Annotated in this window: 25 protein-coding genes; 15 read left to right on the forward strand and 10 right to left on the reverse strand. The window is 71.9% G+C overall.

Going from position 1 to position 22,093, the window contains the following annotated elements; all coding sequences use genetic code 11:
* Positions 1-35 precede the first annotated feature (35 nt).
* Positions 36-1,763: an AsmA family protein gene (locus EU555_RS13570; protein WP_135415176.1), complete on the reverse strand. Its 1,728-nt coding sequence runs from the start codon at positions 1,761-1,763 to the stop codon at positions 36-38.
* A 456-nt stretch (positions 1,764-2,219) separates the two neighbouring features.
* Between EU555_RS13570 and EU555_RS36150 the strand changes: the two genes are divergently transcribed.
* Positions 2,220-2,369, forward strand: a complete 150-nt coding sequence (locus tag EU555_RS36150; protein ID WP_167858540.1) for a hypothetical protein — start codon at positions 2,220-2,222, stop codon at positions 2,367-2,369.
* Positions 2,370-2,559: 190 nt separating this feature from the next.
* Here the strand turns inward: EU555_RS36150 and EU555_RS13575 are convergent, their stop codons facing one another.
* Entirely contained in the window at positions 2,560-3,399 is an 840-nt protein-coding gene (locus EU555_RS13575) for a PIG-L deacetylase family protein (RefSeq protein ID WP_245524294.1), read from the reverse strand.
* A 5-nt stretch (positions 3,400-3,404) separates the two neighbouring features.
* Positions 3,405-4,334, reverse strand: coding sequence for a glycoside hydrolase 5 family protein (locus EU555_RS13580; protein WP_135415177.1), 930 nt, complete (start codon positions 4,332-4,334; stop codon positions 3,405-3,407).
* Between the two features lie 181 nt (positions 4,335-4,515).
* Between EU555_RS13580 and EU555_RS13585 the strand changes: the two genes are divergently transcribed.
* The 7 genes from EU555_RS13585 (at position 4,516) to EU555_RS13615 (ending at position 10,223) form a co-directional block, all read left to right on the forward strand.
* Positions 4,516-5,925 carry an amidohydrolase gene (locus tag EU555_RS13585; RefSeq protein ID WP_135415178.1) on the forward strand — a complete coding sequence of 470 codons (1,410 nt, stop codon included), beginning with the start codon at positions 4,516-4,518 and terminating at the stop codon, positions 5,923-5,925.
* A gap of 467 nt (positions 5,926-6,392) precedes the next feature.
* Positions 6,393-6,836, forward strand: coding sequence for a hypothetical protein (locus tag EU555_RS13590; RefSeq protein WP_135415179.1), 444 nt, complete (start codon positions 6,393-6,395; stop codon positions 6,834-6,836).
* An 11-nt stretch (positions 6,837-6,847) separates the two neighbouring features.
* A complete protein-coding gene (locus EU555_RS13595; protein ID WP_135415356.1) occupies positions 6,848-7,153 on the forward strand; it encodes a transcriptional regulator in 306 nt (101 codons plus the stop codon).
* Between the two features lie 282 nt (positions 7,154-7,435).
* Entirely contained in the window at positions 7,436-7,915 is a 480-nt protein-coding gene (locus EU555_RS13600; RefSeq protein ID WP_135415180.1) for a DUF2306 domain-containing protein, read from the forward strand.
* Between the two features lie 313 nt (positions 7,916-8,228).
* Positions 8,229-9,002, forward strand: a complete 774-nt coding sequence (locus tag EU555_RS13605; protein WP_135415181.1) for a ferredoxin--NADP reductase — start codon at positions 8,229-8,231, stop codon at positions 9,000-9,002.
* Between the two features lie 33 nt (positions 9,003-9,035).
* Positions 9,036-9,758 carry an aspartate/glutamate racemase family protein gene (locus tag EU555_RS13610; protein WP_135415182.1) on the forward strand — a complete coding sequence of 241 codons (723 nt, stop codon included), beginning with the start codon at positions 9,036-9,038 and terminating at the stop codon, positions 9,756-9,758.
* A gap of 126 nt (positions 9,759-9,884) precedes the next feature.
* The gene (locus tag EU555_RS13615; RefSeq protein ID WP_135415183.1) at positions 9,885-10,223 is read left to right on the forward strand and encodes a hypothetical protein; all 339 of its coding nucleotides are present in this window, start codon (positions 9,885-9,887) and stop codon (positions 10,221-10,223) included.
* A gap of 9 nt (positions 10,224-10,232) precedes the next feature.
* Here the strand turns inward: EU555_RS13615 and EU555_RS13620 are convergent, their stop codons facing one another.
* The 3 genes from EU555_RS13620 to EU555_RS13630 all read right to left on the reverse strand — a co-directional run bounded on the left by EU555_RS13620 (position 10,233) and on the right by EU555_RS13630 (position 12,238).
* Positions 10,233-10,721, reverse strand: coding sequence for a hypothetical protein (locus EU555_RS13620; protein ID WP_135415184.1), 489 nt, complete (start codon positions 10,719-10,721; stop codon positions 10,233-10,235).
* Positions 10,714-11,055: a rod-binding protein gene (locus EU555_RS13625; RefSeq protein ID WP_135415185.1), complete on the reverse strand. Its 342-nt coding sequence runs from the start codon at positions 11,053-11,055 to the stop codon at positions 10,714-10,716. The genes EU555_RS13620 and EU555_RS13625 overlap by 8 nt, the downstream gene beginning before the upstream one ends.
* A gap of 70 nt (positions 11,056-11,125) precedes the next feature.
* A complete protein-coding gene (locus tag EU555_RS13630; RefSeq protein ID WP_135415186.1) occupies positions 11,126-12,238 on the reverse strand; it encodes a flagellar basal body P-ring protein FlgI in 1,113 nt (370 codons plus the stop codon).
* 232 nt (positions 12,239-12,470) lie between these two features.
* Here EU555_RS13630 and EU555_RS13635 point away from each other — a divergent pair, with 232 nt between their 5' ends.
* From EU555_RS13635 to dksA, 5 genes are all read left to right on the forward strand, one after another.
* Positions 12,471-12,887 (forward strand): flagellar assembly protein FliX, encoded by a 417-nt coding sequence (locus tag EU555_RS13635; RefSeq protein ID WP_135415187.1) that lies wholly within the window; start codon positions 12,471-12,473, stop codon positions 12,885-12,887.
* 53 nt (positions 12,888-12,940) lie between these two features.
* Complete coding sequence (locus tag EU555_RS13640) at positions 12,941-13,129, forward strand: type II toxin-antitoxin system HicB family antitoxin (protein ID WP_205820923.1); 189 nt, start codon at positions 12,941-12,943, stop codon at positions 13,127-13,129.
* Between the two features lie 81 nt (positions 13,130-13,210).
* Positions 13,211-14,587 (forward strand): MBOAT family O-acyltransferase, encoded by a 1,377-nt coding sequence (locus tag EU555_RS13645; protein ID WP_135415188.1) that lies wholly within the window; start codon positions 13,211-13,213, stop codon positions 14,585-14,587.
* A 15-nt stretch (positions 14,588-14,602) separates the two neighbouring features.
* Entirely contained in the window at positions 14,603-15,649 is a 1,047-nt protein-coding gene (locus tag EU555_RS13650; RefSeq protein WP_135415189.1) for a hypothetical protein, read from the forward strand.
* A 160-nt stretch (positions 15,650-15,809) separates the two neighbouring features.
* On the forward strand, positions 15,810-16,229 hold the full coding sequence (dksA, locus tag EU555_RS13655; RefSeq protein WP_048444005.1) for an RNA polymerase-binding protein DksA: 420 nt from the start codon (positions 15,810-15,812) through the stop codon (positions 16,227-16,229).
* A 432-nt stretch (positions 16,230-16,661) separates the two neighbouring features.
* Here the strand turns inward: dksA and flgH are convergent, their stop codons facing one another.
* The 4 genes from flgH to flgF are packed head-to-tail and all read right to left on the reverse strand — an operon-like array spanning position 16,662 to position 20,045.
* Positions 16,662-17,399 (reverse strand): flagellar basal body L-ring protein FlgH, encoded by a 738-nt coding sequence (flgH, locus tag EU555_RS13660; protein WP_135415190.1) that lies wholly within the window; start codon positions 17,397-17,399, stop codon positions 16,662-16,664.
* Positions 17,400-17,410: 11 nt separating this feature from the next.
* A complete protein-coding gene (gene flgA / locus EU555_RS13665; protein ID WP_245524295.1) occupies positions 17,411-18,484 on the reverse strand; it encodes a flagellar basal body P-ring formation chaperone FlgA in 1,074 nt (357 codons plus the stop codon).
* 8 nt (positions 18,485-18,492) lie between these two features.
* Positions 18,493-19,284: a flagellar basal-body rod protein FlgG gene (gene flgG / locus EU555_RS13670; RefSeq protein WP_135415192.1), complete on the reverse strand. Its 792-nt coding sequence runs from the start codon at positions 19,282-19,284 to the stop codon at positions 18,493-18,495.
* A 14-nt stretch (positions 19,285-19,298) separates the two neighbouring features.
* The gene (gene flgF / locus EU555_RS13675; protein WP_135415193.1) at positions 19,299-20,045 is read right to left on the reverse strand and encodes a flagellar basal-body rod protein FlgF; all 747 of its coding nucleotides are present in this window, start codon (positions 20,043-20,045) and stop codon (positions 19,299-19,301) included.
* A gap of 289 nt (positions 20,046-20,334) precedes the next feature.
* Here flgF and fliL point away from each other — a divergent pair, with 289 nt between their 5' ends.
* Together fliL and fliM are read left to right on the forward strand one after the other, a co-directional pair.
* A complete protein-coding gene (fliL, locus tag EU555_RS13680; RefSeq protein ID WP_135415194.1) occupies positions 20,335-20,850 on the forward strand; it encodes a flagellar basal body-associated protein FliL in 516 nt (171 codons plus the stop codon).
* Between the two features lie 27 nt (positions 20,851-20,877).
* Complete coding sequence (gene fliM / locus EU555_RS13685) at positions 20,878-22,092, forward strand: flagellar motor switch protein FliM (RefSeq protein ID WP_135415195.1); 1,215 nt, start codon at positions 20,878-20,880, stop codon at positions 22,090-22,092.
* Position 22,093 lies beyond the last annotated feature (1 nt).

Genomic DNA, 22,093 nt, shown 5'->3' on the forward strand with positions numbered 1-22,093 from the left:
TGGCCGGGCCGCCCGCGGCCCGCCCCTGTTTCCCGTCACGGTCGCGGCCGGCCCCGGGGCGCCCCCGGCCGTCCTCCCCCGTCCGCCGGCATCAGCGCGTCGAGCAGCCCCCCGAGGCCGCCGCCGTTCCGGCCTCCCAGGAGCCCGCCGCCGACGGCGCCGAGCTCCCGCGACAGCTTTCCATCGCCCATCAGCCCCGCCAGGTCGACCTGGATCTGAGGGGCATCCCATGGACCGTTGATGAGCACCGGCAGGCTCACGTCGAGGATGCGGGGCAGGTTGCGGGCCGCCGCGCGGGTCAGGCGCGGCTCGATGCGGAAGGCGATGCGCTGCGCCGTGAGGTCGACCACGCCGCTGCCGCCCGCGGTGACGAGGGGGCCGGCGAGGGCGAGTTCCTGGGTGGCGGCCCGGCCGTCCTGAAGATCGAAGCGCAACGAGAGCCGGTCGAACGAGGTGGTGTCGGCGGAGGAGACCTGCGCCGCCATGGACTGCACCACGCCCGGGATGTCGATGCCGACGAGGCGGCCGTTCTCGACCAGGAGCGAGGCCTTGCCGGACAGGCCGCGCCGGATGCCGTCGAGGTCGCGCCCCATGCTCCGCAGGTCGAGGGACGCGCTCGCGGTGCCGTCGAGGAGGGTGAAGCCGGCAAGCCCCGACAGAAGCGGCAGGGCCCGGGCCCGCGTCAGCTCGAGCTGCAGGGCGTGGCGCGGCACGTCGCCCGCGGCGGCCGGCACCGTGGTGGCGAGGCGGCCCCGGACCTGCCCGCCCTGCAGCGCGGCCGGCGCCAGCGTCGCCTCCACGGCGCCTTCGGTGAGCCGCAGGTCGAGGTCGGCCTCGCCGAGGCGGGTCTGGCCGACCGCGAGGGAGCCCGCCCGCAGCCGCACCCGGCCGTCGAACAGGCGCAGCATCGCGACGTCCGGCACCGCGCCGGCGCCCGAGGGCGCCGCGAGGGACAGGGCGTCGAAGCCGAGGTCGAGCCGCACGAACGGCTTCTGCGCCAGGTCGACCACGACGCTGCCGCCGAAGCGGTCCGGGCCGAGGCTGCCGGCAAGGCGCGAGAGGCTCAGGGCCGGGCCCGCCAGGGCGGCATCGGCGGTGCCGGTGAGCGGCGCCCCCGCGAGCTGCGGCGCCCGGCAGGTGAAGGCGACCGCGACCGGCGCCGCTTCGCCCGGCGGGCTGGCCGCCGCGAGGGCCGGCGCGACGGTCAGGTCGCAGGTGCCCTGCAGGCCGGCCCCCCGGCCCGCCACCGTGACGGCGTGGCCGTCGCCCCGGGGCTCCGCCGTGGCCTCGAGCGCCTCGAGCGCCGCGACGACGCGCTCGCCTTCCGTCAGCGCGAGGCTGCCGTCGCGCACGGTGATGCGCCGGGGCAGCGGCGGACGCGCCGGTGGCGGGGACCCGCCCCGCGCCGCCTCGGCCCCGCGCCACCACTGCGCCGGCCAGAGCAGGGCCGGGCGGACGAGCTCCGCCTCTTCCACCTCGCCGGCCAGGAGGCCGGACGCCGTCCCGCCGAGGCGCACGGCCTCGATCGTCAGGCGGGCCCGGCCCGCCGATCCGAGATCCGTCTCCGTCGCCAGGTCGCGCAGGGTCACGCCCAGGGGCTCAAGCGACAGCCCGGCGCCCCCCACCGTCCAGGGTCGTCCGGTCGCCGCCTCGAGACGATCGGCGGCAGCGCGCGCGACCAGGGCCTCGCCCGCGATCAGGAGAGCCGTCACGCCGGCCGCGGCGGCCGTCGCGAGGATGAGCAGGAGGTTGCGCAGTCTCATGTCCGGCCAGCAACCATCGAGCGCCCGCGGGCAACAGAAGACCGCAAACGTCACGCGAAATCAATCGCCGCCGCGGCTCCTCCAGTGCTTCGAATCGTGCAGTGCTTCGAATCGTGGTCGACGCGGTTCAGCCGTGAGAGCGGCGTCGAGACAGTCGGCGCTCCGTCCGGCGATCCTGCGGCGCAGCCAGAGGCTCTTGGGCGTCGGTGCGCTGCCGGGCCTCAAGCGCCGCCTGGAGAGGGGCCTCGCTTCGTCGGGGAGCCCCGGCCCTGGCGCGGGCGGGACCGATCCCCGGCAGGCTCTCCCGGACCGTCAGGCTCATCGGCAGGGCTCCCCCTCCCGGGTGACCGAGCCGGCCTCCGCTCAAACCGGAATCCGCCGTCAACCCGCGTTCGGAGCCGTGGGTCGGCACCAGTTCCGCTTTACGCCGAGCCGCCTTTCTGGCACCGCCCGGACATGTCGCTGCGCGCCTGCCTCGTCCTCGCCCTCGTCACCGGCCTCGCGGGCCTCGGCCTGCGCCTCGCCCTGCCGGTCGCGCCGGTCGACCAGGATTATCGCGACGTGATCGCATTCTACCGTGCGATGCCGGCGGGCAGCGGGCACTAAGCGGAACTGCATGGCGCAATTCTGCTGAGGCTCTTGTTTTTACATCATTTTCGCCGCCGAACCGGTGACCACTTCGGCACCGGTCGCTCGCCACCGGCGGAATGAGGCTTCGTGCACCTCACACGACTCCCGCTGCGCCGAGGCCGCCACACTGAGCAAGGCCGGCGATCGGGAGTTGTGCGAGAGACGCTTAGCCGCCGCCGATCTCCCGTCCCGCCGCCTCCGCCAGCGCCCGGAAGCGCGCGCCGGTCAGCCCCAGGCCCCACGCCTCGTAGAGCAGCCGCCCGCCATTCGGCAGGGCGTCGAACCGGTCCTCCGGCGCCTCGCGGAAGCGCTCGAGGGCGATCGGGACGAGGTTCAGGGTTGCGGCCTGGCTGGCATGGGCGGAGAAGAGCGCGGCCTTGAAGGCGCAATCCTCCGGGTCGAGGTGCAGCGCGATCGCCCGGCGGGGAGGGTCCGTGGGCAGGAAGCTGCCGGCCTCCAGCCCGTCCGGGCCGGCATGGTAGAACGGCATCTCGATCACCGCGAGGCGCTCATGCCCCAGAAGCCGCCGGGCGCCCTGGACGGCCAGCGCCACCGCGTCGTGGTCCGGGTGGCCGCCCTCGTAGGCGTGGGTCAGCGCCACCCCGATGCCGCGCTCCGCGAACAGGGCCGCGAGGTGCCGGGCCAGCGGCGCGATGATCGCGGCCACGCCCTGGTCGGGATGCAAGAGGCCGATGCGCCGCTCGGGGGGGATCCCCGCCAGCGTCAGGGCCGCGTCGAGCTCGCCCGCCCGGGCGGCCGCGTAGGAGGCGGCATCCGGGAAGCCGCGCCGGGCCGCGTCCCGCCCGTCGCGAGGCGCGCCGTCGGTGACGTGGACCACCGTCAGCCCGGAAAGGCGCGGCAGCTGCGCGCCGCAGCCGATGCTCTCGTCGTCCGGGTGCGCCACCACGAGGGCGACTTGGTGCGCCGCCACCGGCCCGCAGGCCGGGTCGGCGAGGGCCGCGAGGAAAGCGTCAGCGGCCGGCGAGGTCGGGGCAAGGCGCGGCATCGGCGTCAGATCGCCGGCTGCGGTCCGAGGGCCGGCCCGGGCCGGATCATCCCGGCGTAGCGCCGGATCATCGCGGCGCAGAATTCCGCGAATTCCTCCTTCACCTGCGGCGGGCTGGTGTGATGCGGGGCGATGCCCCGGTGCTCGGGGGTGAAGCAGAAGGTCACGGTCACGTCGAACTCCGCCAGGGCCTCCATCTGCCGGTCGAACCAGTCGAGGGCATCGGGCCGGAACGAATCGGCCCAGGACAGGCCGGTGCGCAAGTACGTCACGCCGAGCCGCCGCATCCAGGCCACCGCCTCGTCGAGGCGGTGATCCTGGTAGTGGAACCACTGGCACAGGCCGAGCGCCGGGGTGTGGCGGGCGAAGTGCTCCAGCGCGGGCTTGGGCGTGCCGTCCTCGCGAAGCAACCCCATGTAGAAGTGCCGGTAATAGGACGAGCCCTCCGCCTCCCGGTGCCGGGTCGTGGCGCCCCAGGCCTGCGGCAGGTCGTAGAGGCTGTACCAGTGGATCCGCGGCGCCCGGCCGACCAGCAAGGCGGCGGTGCGGTCGACGCCGAAGACCTGCACCTCCTCGGCCCCGAAGGTCGAGACGCCGACCTCGGTGACCCAGATCGGCTTGTCCGTCACCGCCCGGATCTCCGCGAGCTTGTCCGGCCACTCGTTGATCTGCCACAGGTTCCAGTCGAGCGGGAAGCCGTGCACCGCCACCACGTCGACGTGGTCGAGGGCGCGCCTTCCGTCGAGCAGGCGGATGAAGGACGGGTCGATCGGCGAGATGCCGCCCAGCACCGTCGGCAGGTGCGGGGCCTCCGCCTTCACGGCTCTGGCCGCGCAGTCGAGCGTGTCGGCGAACAGGGCCCAGCCCGGGTCGATCTCCGGGTCCCAGTGCGACTTGTTGTTGGGCTCGTTCCAGATCATCGCCGCTTCGATCATGCGGACCTCGGGCTCAAACAGGCAGGGGGTATGATGGCCCGTCATGGCGGCAGGGCGGGCGCGGCGCAAGCGGGGGCGGGCGGCGCGTCACTTCGGGACGCTGGCCCGGACCTCGGGCCCGGCATATCGTGACGTCACATCGACGGCGCCGCGGCGCGCGGGCCGAGTCGGGGAGGGTGCCATGCTTCGCATTGGATTGCGCACGGCCAAAGGCTTTCGGGCGGAAGGGTTCTCGGCGGACGCTGTCGAGCCGGCGCGCCGCGCGCTCCTGAAGGGCGCCTGCGCCTGCGCGAGCCTGGCCTTCCTGCCCCGCGCCGCCGCGGCGCAAGTCGGCGCCGCTCCCGCCCCCGTCCGGCCGGTCCACGGCGACCTCGACGCCGCGGCGCGGGAGGTCGAGGCGGCGATGCTCGCCTGGCGGCGCGACATCCACGCCAATCCGGAACTCGGCAACCGCGAGCGCCGTACCGCGGCCCTGGTGGCCAAGCATCTGAAGGGCCTCGGCTACGAGGTGCGGGAGGGCGTCGGCCGCACGGGCGTCGTCGCGGTGCTCAAGGGCGGAGGCAGGCCCGGGCCGGTCGTGGCGCTCCGGGCCGACATGGACGCCCTGCCGGTGCGCGAGGAGGTCGACCTGCCCTTCGCCTCGAAGGCCAAAGCCGAATGGGGCGGCCAGGAGGTCGGGGTGATGCATGCCTGCGGCCACGATTGCCACGTGGCGATCCTGATGGCGGCGGCCCAGGTCTTCTCCGCCCACCGCGACCGCCTGCCCGGCACGATCAAGCTGCTGTTCCAGCCCGCCGAGGAGGGTACGGTCGGGGAGGGCGTCTGCGGCGCCCGCCTGATGGTGGACGAGGGCGCGATGCGCGACCCGAAGCCCGACATGGTGTTCGGCCTCCACGTCTCGAGCGCGCTCCCGGTCGGCAGCATCGGCTACCGGCCCGGCGCCGCCATGGCGGGGGCGGACCGCTTCCAGATCAAGGTAACCGGGCGCCAGACCCACGGCGCGATGCCGTGGAACGGCGTCGACCCGATCGTGATCGGCTCGACCATCGTCACGACGCTGCAGACCGTGGTCAGCCGCGAGACAGACATCGCCCGCAGCCCCGCGGTGCTCAGCGTCGGCATCTTCAAGGGGGGCTTGCGCAACAACATCATCCCGGAGACGGCGGAGCTGGAGGGCACGCTCAGGACCTTCGGCGAGGCGCAGCGCGCCACCGCCAAGCGCCGGGTCACCGAGATCGCCCAGTCGATCGCGACCGGCATGAACGGCCGGGCCGAGGTGATCTGGGACGAGAACGGCTATCCGCCGCTCCAGAACGACGCGAAGCTCACCGCCCAGGCCGCCCCGACGCTGGCGCGCCTGTTCGGCGAGCACGCGCGGGTCGTCGACCCCGCCATGGCGAGCGAGGACTTTCCCTACTTTGCGCGTGAGGCGCCCGGCTTCTTCTACTTCGTCGGCATCACGGCTCCGGGCACCGATCCCGCCAAAGCCGCGCCCAACCACTCGCCGCGCTTCCGCGTCGACGAGGCCGGCCTGATGACCGGCCTGCGCGCCACCCTGCACCTCGTGGCGGACGCGACCGGGATGGCGTGAGCCGTGTCGAGATCCAATCAACCAAGCAGAGTTGGATGGCGCAACTCTGCTTGGTTTTTTGCTTTTGCATCATTTTCGCCGCCGAACCGGTGACCACTTCGGCACCGGTCGTTCGCGACCGGCGGAATGATGCTTAGATCATGCGAGGGGCTGTTTCCAACGGGAGCGGACGTTCACGACGGCCGCTTCGCAGCACTCGATCCGGACGGCTCTTCCTGGATGGCCTCGCAGACATTGCAACCGAAGCGCGAGCCATCGTGCACACGATGGCCCTTGAACAGCTGATTACTCTACGTTACAGAGTTCTCTGTGATGAAGAGATTTGTGATGACGGCTCCAAACCCGTTCCATGCGCGTGACGATGCCCGTCTCGCTCTCGCTGCGGCGGAAGATGGCGAGAGCCGCCTGCTCGCCGCTCTCCTCTACGGTCAGGCCAGCCCCTACCTCAACTCTGGGGTGTCGCCTGGATGGCGGGGTTCGTCGGCACCTTTCTCGCGCCGGAGCGCACGGGCACCATCTGGTCGGCCGTAACGGCCCTGGGTTGGGCAACGACGATGCTTTTTGTTCTTGTGAAACGCCGCATCAGCCGGGCGCGGCGCTTCGGGCTTGGAATTCGCTACGGTTGCTCGGCGATGCTCATGAGCGCCTATGCCGCGCTCTGGGCCTTCATCCTGCTGTCCGGGCATGCGAATGCCCTCGGCATCTACGCAGGCACCGTCACCGGCTTCGCCTACCTCATCGCCGGCCTCTGGCGCGGGCGGTTGCTGGCGGTCCTCGGCGGCGCCTTGACAGTCTTGTTCCTGGCCGGTTTTGCGATGCCGCCCACGGGGTTCCTGCTCTATGCCGGCCTGCTCGGCGGCGGCGGCCTCGTCGCTGCCGGCCTGCTGTTGGCCCGGCGTGACCCAACCTGATGCTTGCACAGATGCCTGGCGACCTCGATGCGATCATTCATACGCCGGCACGGCTGCGGATCATGGCTGCCCTCGCCGCCAGTCCCGAGGGGAGTTTGCTGGAGTTCAAGCGGCTGCGTGCTCTGCTCGGCCTTACGGATGGCAACCTCGGTGCCCACATCGCCACGCTCGGAGGCGCGGGCTATGTTGCGGTGACCAAGGATTTTGAGGGGAAGCGTCCACGAACACGGATCGCTGTGACAAAGGCGGGCTATACGGCCTACCTGGCGCATGTCGCGGCTCTGCGCGCCATCCTCGACGGAGGTGATGTCGGCTGACCTCGCCGGCTGCTTGCGCCAGTCGGATGTGGGAGCGCTCGGCCGGAACCAGTCACCGCCGGCGTGAACGTCCGCTTTCGGGACGCGATGGCACAGCTCGCTCGCCACCCTCAACGGCCCTCCGCAAGGTCAAGCTGATTATGTCTCGACCCCAAGCGAGCATATCAGCGAGAAGACGCGAACGCGCATCGCTTTCGACGCTCCCCTGGTGATCGATTGCGAGGCTGATCTTCACCCGCCAGGCCATCATCACGGAAAATTCCGAGGGAAGGAGTGGATGACGTGTCCAGCCTCACCATGCCGGGAATCATTCATACTGTGCTGGCTGCGGCCGGGATCGTGCTCGGTCTGGTGCAATTCCTGACCCGCAAGCGGGGCAGCCTGCATCGGGCCGTCGGCTACGCGTTCGTCTATGCCATGCTGATCGCGGATTGCGCCGCCCTGCTCGTCTTCCAGTTCACGGGTGCGTGGAACATCCTGCATTTCGGCGCGCTGACAAGCCTTGCCTGCATGGCTGCAGGCATGTGGCCGGTACTGCGCTCACCCCGGTGCCCTGACTGGCGCGAGAAACACTATCTGTGGATCTCGTGGTCCTATGTCGGGCTGCTGGCGGCGGCGGCGACCGAACTTGTCGTGCGCACTCTGCCCCTCAGACATGCGGGCCAGGCCTGGCTCGTGACCTTTGCGGTCACGCTGACCGTGACGCTGGTCGGCCGGTCCCTCATCCTCCGCCATCAACCAGCTGCCAGGGATCCCGTGTGACGTGGCTGGCAGGACCGGCCCGGACAGGGCCCCCGGCAGGGCCGACCCGGGCCGGTCGGCTGGCATCCGCCCACGGCTCGGCCGCGTATTACGCTAGGTCCTTGATTCTGCCGCGTTTTCTGCAACGAACCGTTATCCACGTCGCCGGAAGGCGCCCTGGAAGCATTCCGAAGAACAACCGGCCTTCCCTGCGGCTTGACGGCCACGCAGACCTCGCTTGTGCGGCGATGCCTTGACGGCGATGCCGCACCTGCGAGATGACCCTTCCCAAACGATTGCCGACCCGTCGACCGCCTTCAGGATTCCTGGCACGATGAGCAACTTCAACGAGGAGCGCGTCCTGTCCGTCCATCACTGGACCGACTCGCTCTTCAGCTTCCGCACGACCCGCGACCCGTCGTTCCGCTTCCGCAACGGCGAGTTCACGATGATCGGCCTCAAGGCCGAGGGCAAGCCGCTGCTGCGCGCCTACAGCGTGGTGAGCGCCAACTACGAGGACGAGCTGGAGTTCTTCTCCATCAAGGTGCCGAACGGCCCGCTCACCTCCAAGCTGCAGCACCTCAAGGTCGGCGACCCGATCGTGGTCAGCCGCAAGGCCACCGGCACCCTGGTGCTCGACAACCTGATGCCCGGCCGGCACCTCTACCTGCTCGGCACCGGCACCGGACTCGCGCCGTTCCTGGCGATCATCAAGGATCCGGAGACCTACGAGCGCTTCGAGAAGGTGGTGCTCGTCCATGGCTGCCGCCAGGTGCAGGAGCTCGCCTACGGCGAGACGATCACCGAGACGCTGCCGAACCACGAGCTGATCGGCGACATGGTCCGCGACCAGCTGGTCTACTACCCGACCGTGACCCGCGAGCCGTTCCGCAACCGCGGCCGCATCACCGACCTCATGACCTCGGGCAAGCTCTTCTCCGACATCGGCCTGCCGATGATGACGAAGGAGGACGACCGCTTCATGCTCTGCGGCAGCCCGGACATGATTCGCGACACCCGCGACCTCCTGTCGGGGGCCGGCTACGTCGAGGGCAATCACGGCGAGGCCGGCCACTACGTCATCGAGAAGGCCTTCGTCGAGAAGTAGCCGCGCGCGGGATGCGCCGAGGAGACCGTTTCGTTGCGCATCCTGCTCATCAACCCCAACACCACGGCCGCCGTCACCGAGCAGGCGGCGGCGCATGTCCGACGGCTGATCCCGGGCGAGATCGTGCCGGTCACGGGCCGGTTCGGCGCCCGCTACATCGCGAGCCGCGCGGCGGCCGCGATCGCCGGCCACGCCGCCCTCGACGCGCTGGCGGCCAACGTCGCGGGATGCGACGCGGTCTACCTCGCCTGCTTCGGCGATCCCGGTCTGCTCGCCCTCAAGGAAGTCTCGCCGGTGCCGGTCGTCGGCATGGCGGAAGGGGCGCTGCACCTCGCCTGCACCCGGGGGCGGCGGATCGGCATCGTGACCGGCGGCGTCCTGTGGAAGCCGATGCTCGCCGAGTTCGTGGCGATGCTGGGCCTCTCCGAGCGTCTGGCCGCCATCCGCACCGTCGCGCCGACCGGCGGCGAGATCGCCCGCGACCCCGACGCCGCCCTCGGCCGCCTCGCGGCCGCCTGCCGCGACTGTGCCGAGATCGACGGGGCCGACGTGGTGGTGCTCGGCGGCGCGGCGCTGGCCGGCCTCGCCGAGCGGGTGCAGCCGCAGGTGCCGGTGCCGGTGATCTGCTCGGTCGAGGCCGGGGCACGGGCGGTGGTCGCCGCCGCGGGGCTCGCCGGGGCGCGGCCGGCGCTGCCGGCGACCGAGAGCGTGGGGCTGTCCGAGGAACTGGCGCGGATGCTGAGCGCCGGAGGCTGACGCGCGCAGGCTCCCTGCTTTGGGTCAAGCGGTCGCCGGACCACCCGGTCTGCGAGCGTGTCGCCGACGCCCTGGCGCCGCCGCTCCCGCCATGCTTCTCTCCGCCGGACAGGGAGAGCCGGCCCCATGCGCACCACACCGATGATCCTGGCGGCCGCCGCCCTGCTCGCCGCCCTGCCGGCCCGCGCCCTCGACCTGCGCGACCTGCCGGTCGTCAAGGCGCCCGAGGCCTGCCCGCACGAGGGGCCCGGCTTCACCCGCCTCGTGCCCGGAGGGCCGTGCACGCGCATCAGCGGCCGGGTGCGGGCCGAGGCCGGCACGCCGGTGCCGGCCCGGCCGGGGCTTGCGCTCGACGGGGCGCCGAGGGGCGTCGTCAGCGGCGCCGGCCAGGTCGCGATCGACACGCGGACGCAGACCGATTACGGCCCGGCCCGGGCCTATATCCGCCTCGGCACCGGGCGCTGACACCGCGCCTCACAGGCTGCGCGAGAGCACCAGCGGCACGCTCCGGCGATGGCCGTAGGGCGACGGGGCCGGACGAGTGCCGTAGCCGATGCCGTAGCCTTGGGGCTCGGCGCTGCGGGTGAGCTCGGCCGAGAGGCTGCGCAACAGACCCTCCGAGATCGCCCGGGCGGTCCCCAGGACCGCCTGGTTGGCGGCGACCGCGTCGGAGAACCGCCCGTGGGCCTCCCGCAGGGCGGCGAGGCCCTCGGGGGCGAAGCGGGCGAGCGCCACGGCGTTCGCCTTCACGGCCTGGAGACCCTGCAGGTAGGCGCCCGACAGCGCGGTCTTCAGCGGCGCCTCGGCCAGGCCCTCCGCGAGGCGCCCGACCCGGATGTGGTCGCTCTCGCGCCCGAGCAGCACCTCGAGGTCCCGCATGACGCTCAGCGTCTCGGCGACCAGGCGCTCGGCGCCCTCGGCGTCGGCGACCCGGACGGGAGCGGACGGGCCCGCCTCAGGCACCGGCGCCTCCCTGCAGGCGCAGCATCTCGCGCATCACCTGGTCGCCGATGCCGACGCCGCCGCTCTGCACGATCGACTGGGCGTATTCCTTGTTGAGCATCGACCGGTAGATCCCGCCGCCGGTGCCGTTCTCGCCGAGCGGGCCGTCGGTGCCCTGCGAGCGGTTGAGGACGTCGAGGCTCTGCTCCAGGAACATCGACTCGAAGTCCTTGGCGGTCTTCTGGATCTTGGACTTGTCGCCGGTGAGGGCCGACAGCCCGGAGGTGACGGCGCCGGCGAGGGCCTGGCCGGCCGCCAGGCCGGCGGAGGCCGCGAGGGGAGCGAGTGGGATCATCGGCAATGACCTCGGGATCGGGAGGGACGAGGAAGAGTGGCGAGGGGGCGGGGCGCAGGGCTGACCGGCGTCACATCACCTCGATGTCGGCCTGGAGGGCGCCGGAGGCCTTGATGGCCTGGAGGATCGAGATCAGGTCGCGCGGGCCGATGCCGAGCGCGTTGAGCCCGTCGACCAGCTCGCGCAGGGTCACGCCCTCCTTGACCAGGGCGAGCTTGTTCTTCTCGCCGGCATCGACCTTGAGGGCGGTGCGCGGCACCACCACCGTCTCGCCGTTGGAGAACGGCGCCGGCTGGCTCACCTGCGGCGTCTCGGTGATGGTGACGGTGAGGTTGCCCTGCGCCACCGCCACGGTGGAGACCCGCACGTCGCGGCCCATCACGATGATGCCGGAGCGCTCGTCGATCACCACCCGGGCGGTCTGGTCCGGCTCGACCTTGAGCTGCTCGACCTCGGTGAGCAGCCGGATCATGTTGCCCTGGTAGCGCGCCGGCACCTGCAGGGTGACGGTGGAGGGGTCGGTCGGCTCGGCGGTGTCGGCGCCCATGAAGTCGTTGATCGCCGCGGCGATGCGCTTCGAGGTGGTGAAGTCCGGGTTGCGCAGCGAGAGCCGCAGGCACTTCTGCTCGTTGAGCTTGAACGCGATCTCGCGCTCGATCACCGCGCCGTTGGCGATGCGCCCGTTGGTCGGCACGCCGCGGGTGATCTTGGCCGCGTCCCCCTCGGCCTGGAAGCCCGCGATGGCGAGCGACCCTTGCGCCACCGCGTAGGCCTCGCCGTCGGCGCCGAGCAGCGGCGTCACGAGCAGCGTGCCGCCCTGGAGCGACTTGGCGTCGCCGAGCGAGGAGACCGTGACGTCGATCCGCGTGCCCTGCGCCGCGAAGGGGGGGAGGTTCGCCGTCACCATCACGGCGGCGAGGTTGGCGGTGCGCATGGTGGCGCCGCGGGTGTTGACCCCGAGCCGCTCCAGCATCGCCTGGACCGACTGCTTGGTGAAGGGCGCGTTGTTGAGCGTGTCGCCGGTGCCGTTGAGCCCGACCACGATGCCGTAGCCGATGAGCTGGTTGGTCCGCATCCCCTCGACGCTGGCGAGGTCCTTCACCCGCGACAGGGCGAGGGCGGGCCGGGCCGCCAGGACGGGAAGGAGGGCGAGAAGCATGAGGACGAGGAGGCGGAGGCGCATGATGGGGTCCCGAAACTCGGGCGTCCTGCTGCCAGGACCGTGCCAGGCCCGAAGCCGGGCGTAAGTGTCTGGTAAGGTTACCGATCCGTTTCCGGCCGGGCGGCCCGGGGGGCGGTCAGGACCCGGTCGTTTTGGCCCGGCGGCAAGTTCTGCCGCCTCGTTTACGGCCCGTTCACCATACTGGGGCGAGGTTCGACGGGTCTTCACCGCCCCCGTGACCCGGACACCCCTCATGCGCGTCGATACCCGCCTCGCGGCCGCCCCCCTGTCGGGGGCCGGTCCGCGCTCCCTGCAGGCAGGCGGCCTCTTCACGCTCGGAGCGGAGGCCACCCGGGTGCCGACCAGCGCCGGCAGCGCCGTCCCGCTCGCGGGCCTGGGCGCCATCCTGACCCTGCAGAGCCAGGACGAGGTGCCGGCCGAGCGCCGCCGCCGGGCGACCAAGCGCGGCCACGACATCCTGGACGCCCTCGACCGCCTGAAGGCCGCCTTGCTCGGCGGCCGCGTCGCCGCGGCCGAGCTTCAGGCGATCGCCGGCCGCCTCGCCGAGCGCGGCGGCGGCACCGGAGATCCCCGCCTCGACGACCTTCTGGCCCAGATCGACCTGCGGGCGCAGGTGGAGCTGGCCAAGCTCGGGATGGCGGGAGGCTGACGCTGGGCCGGAGCGCCGCACGTCGCGATGCGAGCCTGGCGCGATCCATCCAGGTGATCGCCGCGCAGGTCGGCACGATCCAGGCCGGCACCGGCAGAGCCGTGCGGGTCAGCGTCTCGGTCGAGGAGAGCGTCCTGCGCCGGATCGGCCAGGCCGCCGCCCTCCGGGGCGAGACCCGGTCCGGCATCCTCGTGGCCGCCGCCAAGGCGCGGCTGGCGGAGGGGGCGGCCACCGGCCGTTGATGCGGCCGATCCGACACGACGGCGCCCGTTTGCGGACGAGCGGCCTTGCGGCCGCCGGAGACCTGAGCCACTCCGGCCACGATGCTGTTCAACTCCTTCCCGTTCCTGCTCGGCTTCCTGCCCGTCGCGTTGGGTCTCCACGCCGTCGTGGCCCTGCACCGGCCGGGCTGGCGGCTGCCGCTCCTCGTCGGGCTGTCGCTCGTCTTCTACGGCTGGTGGGACCCGCGCTTCGTGCCGCTGCTCGTGGCCTCGATCGGGCTGAACTGGCTCGTCGCCCGCTGGTTCGCGACGAGCCGCGCAGGCCTGCTGATCCCGCTCGCCATCGCGGCGAACCTCGCGGTGCTGGCGGTGTTCAAGTATGCGGGCTTCCTGGCCGGCCTCGCCGCGCTGCTGCCCGGGCTCCACGACCTGACGCGGCCGAGCCTCGCCCTGCCCCTCGGCATCTCGTTCTTCACCTTCCACCACGTGATGTACCTGAGCGACCTGCGCGCCGGTCGGGCGCCGCCGATGAGCCTGACGCGCTACGCCCTCTACATCGCGTTCTGGCCCCAGGTGCTCGCCGGGCCGCTGGTGCGCTGGAGCGAGATCCTCCACCAGTTCGACGAGAAGCCCTATGCCCGGCCCGACGCCGCCGAGCGGATCGGCCGCGGCCTGATGCTGCTCTGTCTGGGCCTCGCCAAGAAGGTCTTCCTCGGCGATCCGCTGGCGGCCTACGCCAACCCGGTGTTCCAGGCCGCCGCCGAGGGCAAGGTGGTGAGCGTGGCGGAGGCCTGGCAGGGCACGCTGGCCTTCACGTTCCAGATCTACTTCGACTTCTCGGGCTACACCGACATGGCGCTCGGCCTCGCGCTGCTGTTCGGGATCGTGCTGCCGCAGAACTTCGACGTGCCCTACCGCGCCACCTCCCTGCGGGAGTTCTGGCGGCGCTGGCACATGACCCTGTCGCGCTTCCTGCGCGACTACCTCTACGTGCCGCTCGGCGGCAACCGCCGGGGCCTTCCCGTCCAACTCGCGGCCCTGTTCGCCACGATGACCCTCGGCGGCCTCTGGCACGGCGCCGGCCTCACCTTCGTGGCCTGGGGGGCGGCGCACGGCGCCGGGCTCGGGCTCGGCGTGCTGTGGCGCCGGGCGGGCCTTCCGATGCCGGCCCTTCTCGGCTGGGCGCTCACCTTCACCTTCGTGGCGCTGACCTGGGTGCTGTTTCGCGCCACCAGCTTCGAGGCGGCGCTCGCGGTGTTCAAGGGCCTCATCGGCCTTGCGCCGGTCGGCCACGGCTTCAAGTGGCGGGCCTTCGTGCCGGCGGCCCTGGTGGCGCTCGTCGGGCCGACCGCCTGGGCGGCGGTCCACCGCCTGCCGCCCCGGCCGGCTCTGGCGATCGCCTTCGCGGTGCTCCTCGTCGCGGTGCTGCTGCGCATCGGCGACGACGCCAATTACGAGTTCATCTACTTCCAGTTCTGAGCGGGGGCCGACCCGATGCGCGCTGACCCGCCCGCCCCGCCCGGGGCCGTTCCTGGCCAGGTGGCGTGGCGCCGCTTCGCGATCCGCCTCGTCGCGGCGGCCGCCCTGCTGCTTGCCGGCCACCTCGCCCTGGCGCTCGCGATCGACCCCTACGACACCGGCCGGCCCCGGCTGCTCGCCCGCGACGGCGTGCGCCCGCAGGGCCCCCGCACCGCCGCGGCGAGCCGGGGGCGCGACCCCGCCTTCACGGCGGCGATCGTCGGCAACTCGCACATCCAGCTCGTCTCGCCGGCGCGGCTCAGCGAGGCCACCGGGATCCCGTTCGTGCAGCTCTCGGTGCCGGGCACCGGCCCGGGCGAGCAGCTGCGCGTCGCGGGGTACTTCCTGCGCCACCACCCGCGGGCGGCGGCGCTGGTCATCGGAGCCGATGCGACCTGGTGCACCGGCGACCCCGCGCTGCCGCCGTTGCGGCCGTTCCCGGACTGGCTCCTCGCCGAGGACTGGGCGGACTACCTGCTTGGCCTCCTGCGTCTCACCGTCGCCGCGGAGGTGGTCAACCGCATCGGCTGGGCGGCGCGCGCGGCGCCGCGCCGGGCGGCGCCGGACGGCTACTGGGACTACGAGCCGGATTACCGCCGCCTCGGCGACCCCGACGCGCCGGAGCGAACGGCCAGCCTCGCGCGGCCTGCCCCGGCCGATCCCGATCCGGGGGAGGGCGGGCCCGACTTCCCGGCGGCCGCCCGCCTGCGCGCCCTGGCCGAAAGCCTCCCGCCCGGCGCGGCGCTGGTGCTGGTCTTCCCCCCGGTCTATGCCGAGGCGGCGGCGCGGCCGGGCACCCCCCGGGCGGCGGCCGCGCAGGCCTGCCGGGCCGCCCTGGGGCAGGCGGTGGCGCCGCGGGGCCGCATCGTCGACTGGTCCGGCGATCGGCCCGAGCGGCACGACCCCGCCCTGTTCTTCGACGCGACGCATTACCGGCAGCCGCTCGCCCGCCGCCTCGAGGCCGACATCGCCGCGGCGCTGAAGCCCCCCGGGGAGGCCGGCGCAGATGGCCCGCCACCGTGACACGATTGCAGCAGATTGCCGCCGTCCCCTGGTCCGGACCTTGCGTGTCGCCGCAGGGACATTGTGGTGGCGTCCAGGCTCTATTATAGGGCTGCGCCAAGTGGGCCGCGGCCATGACATCGGCCGCGGTCATGACAACATCGGTTATCCGAGGGGCGCGATGGCGAAGATCGTGATCGAGGAGGGCTACGCCCCCAATGACGCCGAGCCCTTTATGAACGAGCGGCAGCGGGAGTATTTCCGCCGCAAGCTCCAGAGTTGGAAGCAAGACATTCTCCGCGAAGCCCAGGACACCCTGGTGGCGTTGCAGAGCGAGAACGAGAACCACCCCGACTTGACTGATCGAGCCTCGTCGGAAACCGATCGGGCAATCGAGTTGCGCGCGCGAGACCGGCAGCGCAAGCTGATCGCCAAGATCGATTCGGCGCTCGCCCGCATCGAGGACGGATCCTACGGCTATTGCGAGGAGACCGGCGAGCCGATCTCCCTCAAGCGCCTCGAGGCCCGTCCGATCGCCACCCTGTCCCTCGAGGCCCAGGAGCGCCACGAGCGCCGGGAGCGGGTGTACCGGGACGATTGAGGGGGCGGGTTCGTCGCGCCCCCGCGCCGAAGGGCTCTCCCCTCGACCCTCCCTCCTCTGCGGGGGAGGGTGCCTCACGCAGTGAGGTGGGAGAGGGGACCACGCTTCCGGAGAGGTCGCGCCGCGATGAAGGGCGCCACAGCCTTCACCGTCGCGCTGCCCCTCTCCCGGCCTACTCCGTAGGCCACCCTCCGCCGCAGAGGGGGGAGGGTTCATGCACGGGTCGCGAGACGTTTTCTCCTTCAGGCGTGATGTCACCCGGCATCTTGGCCCGTGACGTGTCGTCACCGGAAACGAGAGCGGCCCCGGCGGGGAGTGCCGGGGCCGCGCCGCGTGCGGGCGGCTCAGGGGGGAGCGCGCCGCCCGGCGCGGGATCCTGCCATGAGGCCGTTCGCCAGAACGGCCCCCTTTCGTCAGAACGGCAACCGTTCGCTAGAACGGCAGCACGATGTCCAGGAACTGCTGGCCGTAGCGCGGCTGCTGCACGTCGGTGATCTGGCCGCGGCCGCCATAGGCGATGCGGGCCTGGGCGATCTTGCTCGAATCGATGGTGTTGTCGGACTCGATGTCCTCCGGCCGCACCACGCCCCCGACGATCAGCTCGCGCACCTCGAAGTTGATGCGGATCTCCTGGCGGCCCTCCAGCACCAGGTTGCCGTTCGGCAGCACCTGCGTGACGATCGCCGCCACGTTGGTGGTCACGGTCTCGGCCCGCTGGACCGAGCCGGCGCCGTCGTTGCTGGTGGTGGAATCGGTGGTCAGCATCTTCGCCGGGTCGATGCCGCCGAGGAGCTTGGTCTTGGTCTCGAGGCCGAAGGCGTTGGGCATCCCGAACGATTCGCTGTTCGAGCGCGAGCGCTTGGTCTCGTTGTTGAGGTTGGCCTTGTCGGTGACGTTGATCTTCACCGTCACGAGGTCGCCGACCTTGGCGGCGCGCTGGTCCTTGAAGAAGGCCCGCGAGCCGGTGCGCCAGAGCGAGTTCGACGCGTAGGAGACCGGCTGGACGTCCGGCATCGGCAGCCGCACCGGGCGGTAGCCGGGCTGGGCGGTCGGATCCTCGATCGCCGAGAGCACCGGCGTCGCGCCGATATTCGTGAGGCGGTCGACGGTGTTGCAGCCGGCGAGCAGCAGGGCCGCGATGACGGGAGCGGCGAGGCGGGTGACGGGCATCGCGCGCCTCCTCACGGCCGGACCGGGAGAGCGGCCGGCAAGGCAGCCGGCGAGGCGGCGGCGACCCGGGCGGGTGCGGCGGCCGTCACCGGCACGATCGGCGCCACGGTGACGCGGCCGGGGCCGATCACGGTGGCCTGGATCACCTTCTTGGAGACCGGGTTGATCACCCCGATCACCGCCCCGAGGGGGCCGCCGTCGCGGGCCTGGCCGCGCAGGGCCAGGGCCACGCCCGGGGTCTCGTACACGATCGTGACCGCCTCGCCGCGGGCGACGAGGTCCGGCCGGCCGAGGTCGCCGCCGCGCAAAGCCGTGCCGGCGCCGAGCGCCTTCTGCGCCACCTGGCCGACGAAGGCGGCCGGATCGCCCGCGCTGTCGGCCGGCAGGCCCTCGCGGGGCCGGCGCTCGACCGCGACGTCGGTCGCCGCCAGCGTCTCGCCGCGGTTGACCGCGCGGGTGAGCACCGCCACGTCCGCCATCTCGATCACCTGCCCGGCGATCCGGAGCGAGGCCTGGCGCTCGCCCACCATCACCAGGGCGGTGACCCGCCGGCCGCGGGGATCGTAGGTCACGTCCTGGGCCACGACCGGGCTCACGAGGTCCGGCGGCACCGTCAGGACCGGCGAATCGCCCTCGAACGCGATGGTGACGAAGCCGGTATCGAGCCCGCGCTGCTTGGCAAGGGCCGCCTTCACGGCGGATTCGATCTCCGGCGCGCCGATGCGGCGGGCCGCGCGCTGCACCGAGACCTGCAGGCGGCCGCCGCTCTCCGGCGCGTCGAGCCCGAGGCCGGCCGCCGCCTCGACGATGCGGCGCACCTGGATCGTGCCGGAGGAGCCCAGCGCCGGCGCCCGGAACAGGGCCTTCTGGGCCAGCGCCGGCGGTGCCCCGGCGACGAGGTCGCCGAGGGTGATGACGTCGCGCTCGGCGGTGATGTCGCCCTTGAGCGTCAGGCGCGGGCCCTCGGCCAGCACCGGCAGGGTCAGGAGGCCGAGGGCGAGCAGCGCGAGGGCGGTGCGCGACAGGATGCCGGCGCCGAGCAGCGCGCGCCGGGCCGCCGGGGCGGAAGCGACGGGTCGGGTCATCGGGGCGCTCATCCGCGGAACATCTGCGAGGTGGTGGACAGCATCTGGTCGGCGGCGGTCACGACCTTCGAGTTCATCTCGTAGGCGCGCTGCGCGGCGATCAGCGAGGAGATCTCCGAGACGGCGTTGACGTTCGCCTCCTCGAGGTAGCTCTGCTGCAGCGAGCCGAACCCGTCGGTATTGGGGTTGCCGGTGATCGGCGGGCCCGAGGCCAGGGTCTCGGTGAACAGGTTGTCGCCGATCGATTCCAGGCCGACCTTGTTGATGAACCGGGCCATCTGGATCTGGCCGAGGTTCTGCGGCGCGGTCTGGCCTGGGATCGTCGCCTGCACGATGCCCGACGCGCTGATGGTGACGCTGGTGGCGGTGTTCGGCACCGTGATGTTCGGGTTCATCAGGTAGCCGTCGCGGCTGACGATCTGCCCCTGCGCGTCGAGGTCGAACGAGCCGTCCCGCGTATAGGCGGTGCGGCCGTCCGGCATCGTGATCTGGAAGAAGCCCTCGCCGCGCACGGCGATGTCGTAGGTCTTCTCCGTCGAGGTCAGGGTGCCCTGCGACATCACCCGGGCGGTCGAGGTGGTCTTGACGCCCGAGCCGAGGGCGAGGCCCGCCGGCAGCTGGTTGTTCTGGTCCGAGGTGGCCGAGCCCGCCCGGCGCAGGTTCTGGTAGAGCAGATCCTGGAAATGCGCCTGCTGGCGCTTGTAGCCGGTGGTGCGCAGGTTCGCGATGTTGTTCGAGATGACCTGGACGTTGAGTTCCTGGGCCGCCATGCCGGTGGCGGCGGCGTAGAGCGCGCGCATCGTCGGAGCTCCCCTTACGCGTTGCCGACGTCGGCGAGGCGCTGGATCGCCGTGCCGCGCAGGGAATCGAGCCGCGAGACCGTGTCGGAGACGAGCTGGTAGACCCGGCTCACCTCCAGCATCCGGGTCATCGCCAGGACCGGCTGGACGTTCGAGCGCTCGAGCGCCCCCGGCACCACCCGGGCCTGCGGGCCGGCGGCCTGCGGCGGGGCGTTCGACGCGTAGAGGTTCGCCCCGGCATTCGTCAGCCCTTGCGGGTCCGCGAAGGTGACGAGGCGGATCTTGCCGCGGGTGCCCTGGTTGGTCGACACGGTGCCGTCCGGACCGATCGTCAGCCCGGTCTCCTGCTGGCCGATCTGGATCGGGCCGCCGTCGCCGAGCACCGGATGGCCGTCGCTCGTCACGATCTGCCCCTGGGGGTTCATCTCGAAAGCGCCGTTGCGGGTGTAGCGCTCGCCCTGCGGCGTCTGGACCGCCAGGAAGGCCTCGCCCCGGACCGCCACGTTGAGCGGGTTGCCGGTGGTCTCGACCGGCCCCTGCGCCAGGTCGAGGGGCGTGGCCGCGTCGATGACGTAGGACAGCTTGCGGTCGGGGCGCTGGAAGCTCTCCGCGCTCGCCTTCGGCATCAGGTATTCCTGGAAACGCGTGTTCCGCGCCTTGAAGCCCGTCGTGGTGACGTTGGCCATGTTGTTGGCGATGACCTCGAGCTCGCGGCTCAAGGCCATCTGGGCCGAGAGCCCGATCAACTGAGAGTTCTGCATCGGTCCTGACGCTCCCCGACGATGCGGCCTGGATCCGGGCCACCCCGCTCCCCAGCGGCGGACCCGTGCACGGTTGATCGCAGGGCCCGTGCCAGGCCGATGCACCGGGATTTCTGCTGTTATGGCAAATGCTTGGTTAATCGACGCCGCCGCCGCGAGGGGGCGTTCCGTGCCGACCCGGCAGTTTCGACCGGGCAGAATTTGCCGCCTTAACGGCACGTTAACCAAGCTCCCACACTCTCCGCATGGGTCCCGATGGCGGGTAGCGAAGGTTTGGACGGCGGGCGCGATGGCCAAGAAGCCCAAGAAGGCCCCGGCTCCGGAAGCCGAGGGCGAGGAGGGGGAGGCAGCCCCCGCGACCGGCGGCTCGACGAAGAAGCGCGTCATCCTCATCGCCGCCGGCGTGCTGCTGGTCGCGGGCGCGGGCGGCGGCGGGTTCCTGGTGATGCGCAGCCGCGCCCATGCCGACAAGCCGGCCGTCGAGCAGACGCTGCCGGTCGCGTTCATGGACGTCCGCGAGATGACCCTGAACCTGATGCCGGCGCCCGGGCAGTCCCAGCTGCGCTTCGTGCGTCTGAAGCTCGCCCTCGAGGTGCGGGACGCCAAGGTGGCGTCCGAGATCCAGCCGCTGATGCCGCGGGTCGAGGACACCTTCCAGGTCTTCCTGCGCGAGTTGCGCGCCGCCGACTTCGAGGCGGCGGGCGGCACCTACCGCATGCGGGAGGAGCTGCTGCGCCGGGTCAACGTGGCGGTCTACCCCGCCAAGGTCGACGCGGTGCTCTTCAAGGACTTCATCATCCAGTAGCATCCTCGAGCGGGATTTGGTGCTTCCGTGGCCGGACCTGACGACACGATCGACGACGACGACTGGGCCGCCGCCCTGATGGAGCAGGGCGGGGGCGGCGACGCCTCCCTCGCGGAGGAGTGGGGCGCGGCGCTGGCGGAGCAGGGCACCGCCACCCAGGGAAGCGACATGGCGGCCGAATGGGCCAACATGATCGACGAGGGCGAGACCGAGAACCTCCCCGAGCTCGCCGGCAACGACCGCATCCTGAACCAGGAGGAGATCGACCAGGTCCTCGGCTTCTCGCTGCGGGAGCTGTCGGCCTCGGGCGCCGGCGGCATCCGGGCCATCGTCGATTCGGGCGTCGTCTCGTACGAGCGCCTGCCGATGCTCGAGATCGTCTTCGACCGGATGATCCGGTTGCTGTCGACGAGCTTGCGCAACTTCTTCCAGGACAACGTCGAGGTCACGCTCGACAACATCACCTCGGTGCGCTTCGGCGACTACCTGAACGCGATCCCGCTGCCGACGCTGCTCGGCGTCTTCCGGGCCGATGCCTGGGAGAATTCGGGCCTGGTGACGGTCGAGTCGAACCTCGCCTACTCGACCCTCGACCTGCTGCTCGGCGGCAAGCGCGGCGGCTCGAGCATCCGCCTCGACGGCCGGCCGTTCACGCCGATCGAGATGCAGCTGGTGCGCCGGATGGTGGAGATCATCCTCGGCGACCTCGAGGCCTCGTTCCAGCCGCTCTCGCCGGTGCGCTTCCAGATCGACCGGATCGAGACCAACCCGCGCTTCGCCACCATCACGCGGCCGGCCAACGCCGCGATCCTGATCGACCTCAAGCTCGACATGGAGGGCCGCGGCGGGCTCCTCCAGATCCTCTTTCCCTACGCCACGATCGAGCCGATCCGCGACCTGCTCCTCCAGAGCTTCATGGGCGAGAAGCTCGGCCGCGACCACATCTGGGAGGGCCACCTCGCCACCGAGATCTTCCAGGCCGACGTCGCGGTCGAGGCGGTGCTGCACGAGATGTCGCTTCCCCTGCGCCGGGTGCTCTCGCTCGAGGTCGGCGACACCATCATGTTCGACGCCAAGCCCGCCGACCTCATCACCCTGCGCTGCGGCGACTGGGCGATGACGCAAGGCCGGATCGGGCGGCTCGACGACAGCATCGCCGTGCAGGTCACCCGACCGCTACGCCGCGCCCGCACCACCTTCGCGGCCTTCGAGGCCTCGATGCAGAACCGCAAGGACGGCTGAA

Origin of the sequence: Methylobacterium nonmethylotrophicum (assembly GCF_004745635.1) — a bacterium.
Classification (GTDB): Bacteria; Pseudomonadota; Alphaproteobacteria; order Rhizobiales; family Beijerinckiaceae; genus Methylobacterium; species Methylobacterium nonmethylotrophicum.

Coding starts and splice junctions, on each gene's coding strand:
- EU555_RS13570 (WP_135415176.1), bottom strand. CDS start 1,763: ATGAGACTGCGCAACCTCCTGCTCATCCTCGCGACGGCCGCCGCGGCC.
- EU555_RS36150 (WP_167858540.1), top strand. CDS start 2,220: ATGTCGCTGCGCGCCTGCCTCGTCCTCGCCCTCGTCACCGGCCTCGCG.
- EU555_RS13575 (WP_245524294.1), bottom strand. CDS start 3,399: ATGCCGCGCCTTGCCCCGACCTCGCCGGCCGCTGACGCTTTCCTCGCG.
- EU555_RS13580 (WP_135415177.1), bottom strand. CDS start 4,334: ATGATCGAAGCGGCGATGATCTGGAACGAGCCCAACAACAAGTCGCAC.
- EU555_RS13585 (WP_135415178.1), top strand. CDS start 4,516: ATGCTTCGCATTGGATTGCGCACGGCCAAAGGCTTTCGGGCGGAAGGG.
- EU555_RS13590 (WP_135415179.1), top strand. CDS start 6,393: ATGGCGGGGTTCGTCGGCACCTTTCTCGCGCCGGAGCGCACGGGCACC.
- EU555_RS13595 (WP_135415356.1), top strand. CDS start 6,848: ATGCCTGGCGACCTCGATGCGATCATTCATACGCCGGCACGGCTGCGG.
- EU555_RS13605 (WP_135415181.1), top strand. CDS start 8,229: ATGAGCAACTTCAACGAGGAGCGCGTCCTGTCCGTCCATCACTGGACC.
- EU555_RS13615 (WP_135415183.1), top strand. CDS start 9,885: ATGCGCACCACACCGATGATCCTGGCGGCCGCCGCCCTGCTCGCCGCC.
- EU555_RS13625 (WP_135415185.1), bottom strand. CDS start 11,055: ATGATCCCACTCGCTCCCCTCGCGGCCTCCGCCGGCCTGGCGGCCGGC.
- EU555_RS13630 (WP_135415186.1), bottom strand. CDS start 12,238: ATGCGCCTCCGCCTCCTCGTCCTCATGCTTCTCGCCCTCCTTCCCGTC.
- EU555_RS13635 (WP_135415187.1), top strand. CDS start 12,471: ATGCGCGTCGATACCCGCCTCGCGGCCGCCCCCCTGTCGGGGGCCGGT.
- EU555_RS13645 (WP_135415188.1), top strand. CDS start 13,211: ATGCTGTTCAACTCCTTCCCGTTCCTGCTCGGCTTCCTGCCCGTCGCG.
- EU555_RS13650 (WP_135415189.1), top strand. CDS start 14,603: ATGCGCGCTGACCCGCCCGCCCCGCCCGGGGCCGTTCCTGGCCAGGTG.
- dksA (WP_048444005.1), top strand. CDS start 15,810: ATGGCGAAGATCGTGATCGAGGAGGGCTACGCCCCCAATGACGCCGAG.
- flgH (WP_135415190.1), bottom strand. CDS start 17,399: ATGCCCGTCACCCGCCTCGCCGCTCCCGTCATCGCGGCCCTGCTGCTC.
- flgA (WP_245524295.1), bottom strand. CDS start 18,484: ATGACCCGACCCGTCGCTTCCGCCCCGGCGGCCCGGCGCGCGCTGCTC.
- flgG (WP_135415192.1), bottom strand. CDS start 19,284: ATGCGCGCGCTCTACGCCGCCGCCACCGGCATGGCGGCCCAGGAACTC.
- flgF (WP_135415193.1), bottom strand. CDS start 20,045: ATGCAGAACTCTCAGTTGATCGGGCTCTCGGCCCAGATGGCCTTGAGC.
- fliL (WP_135415194.1), top strand. CDS start 20,335: ATGGCCAAGAAGCCCAAGAAGGCCCCGGCTCCGGAAGCCGAGGGCGAG.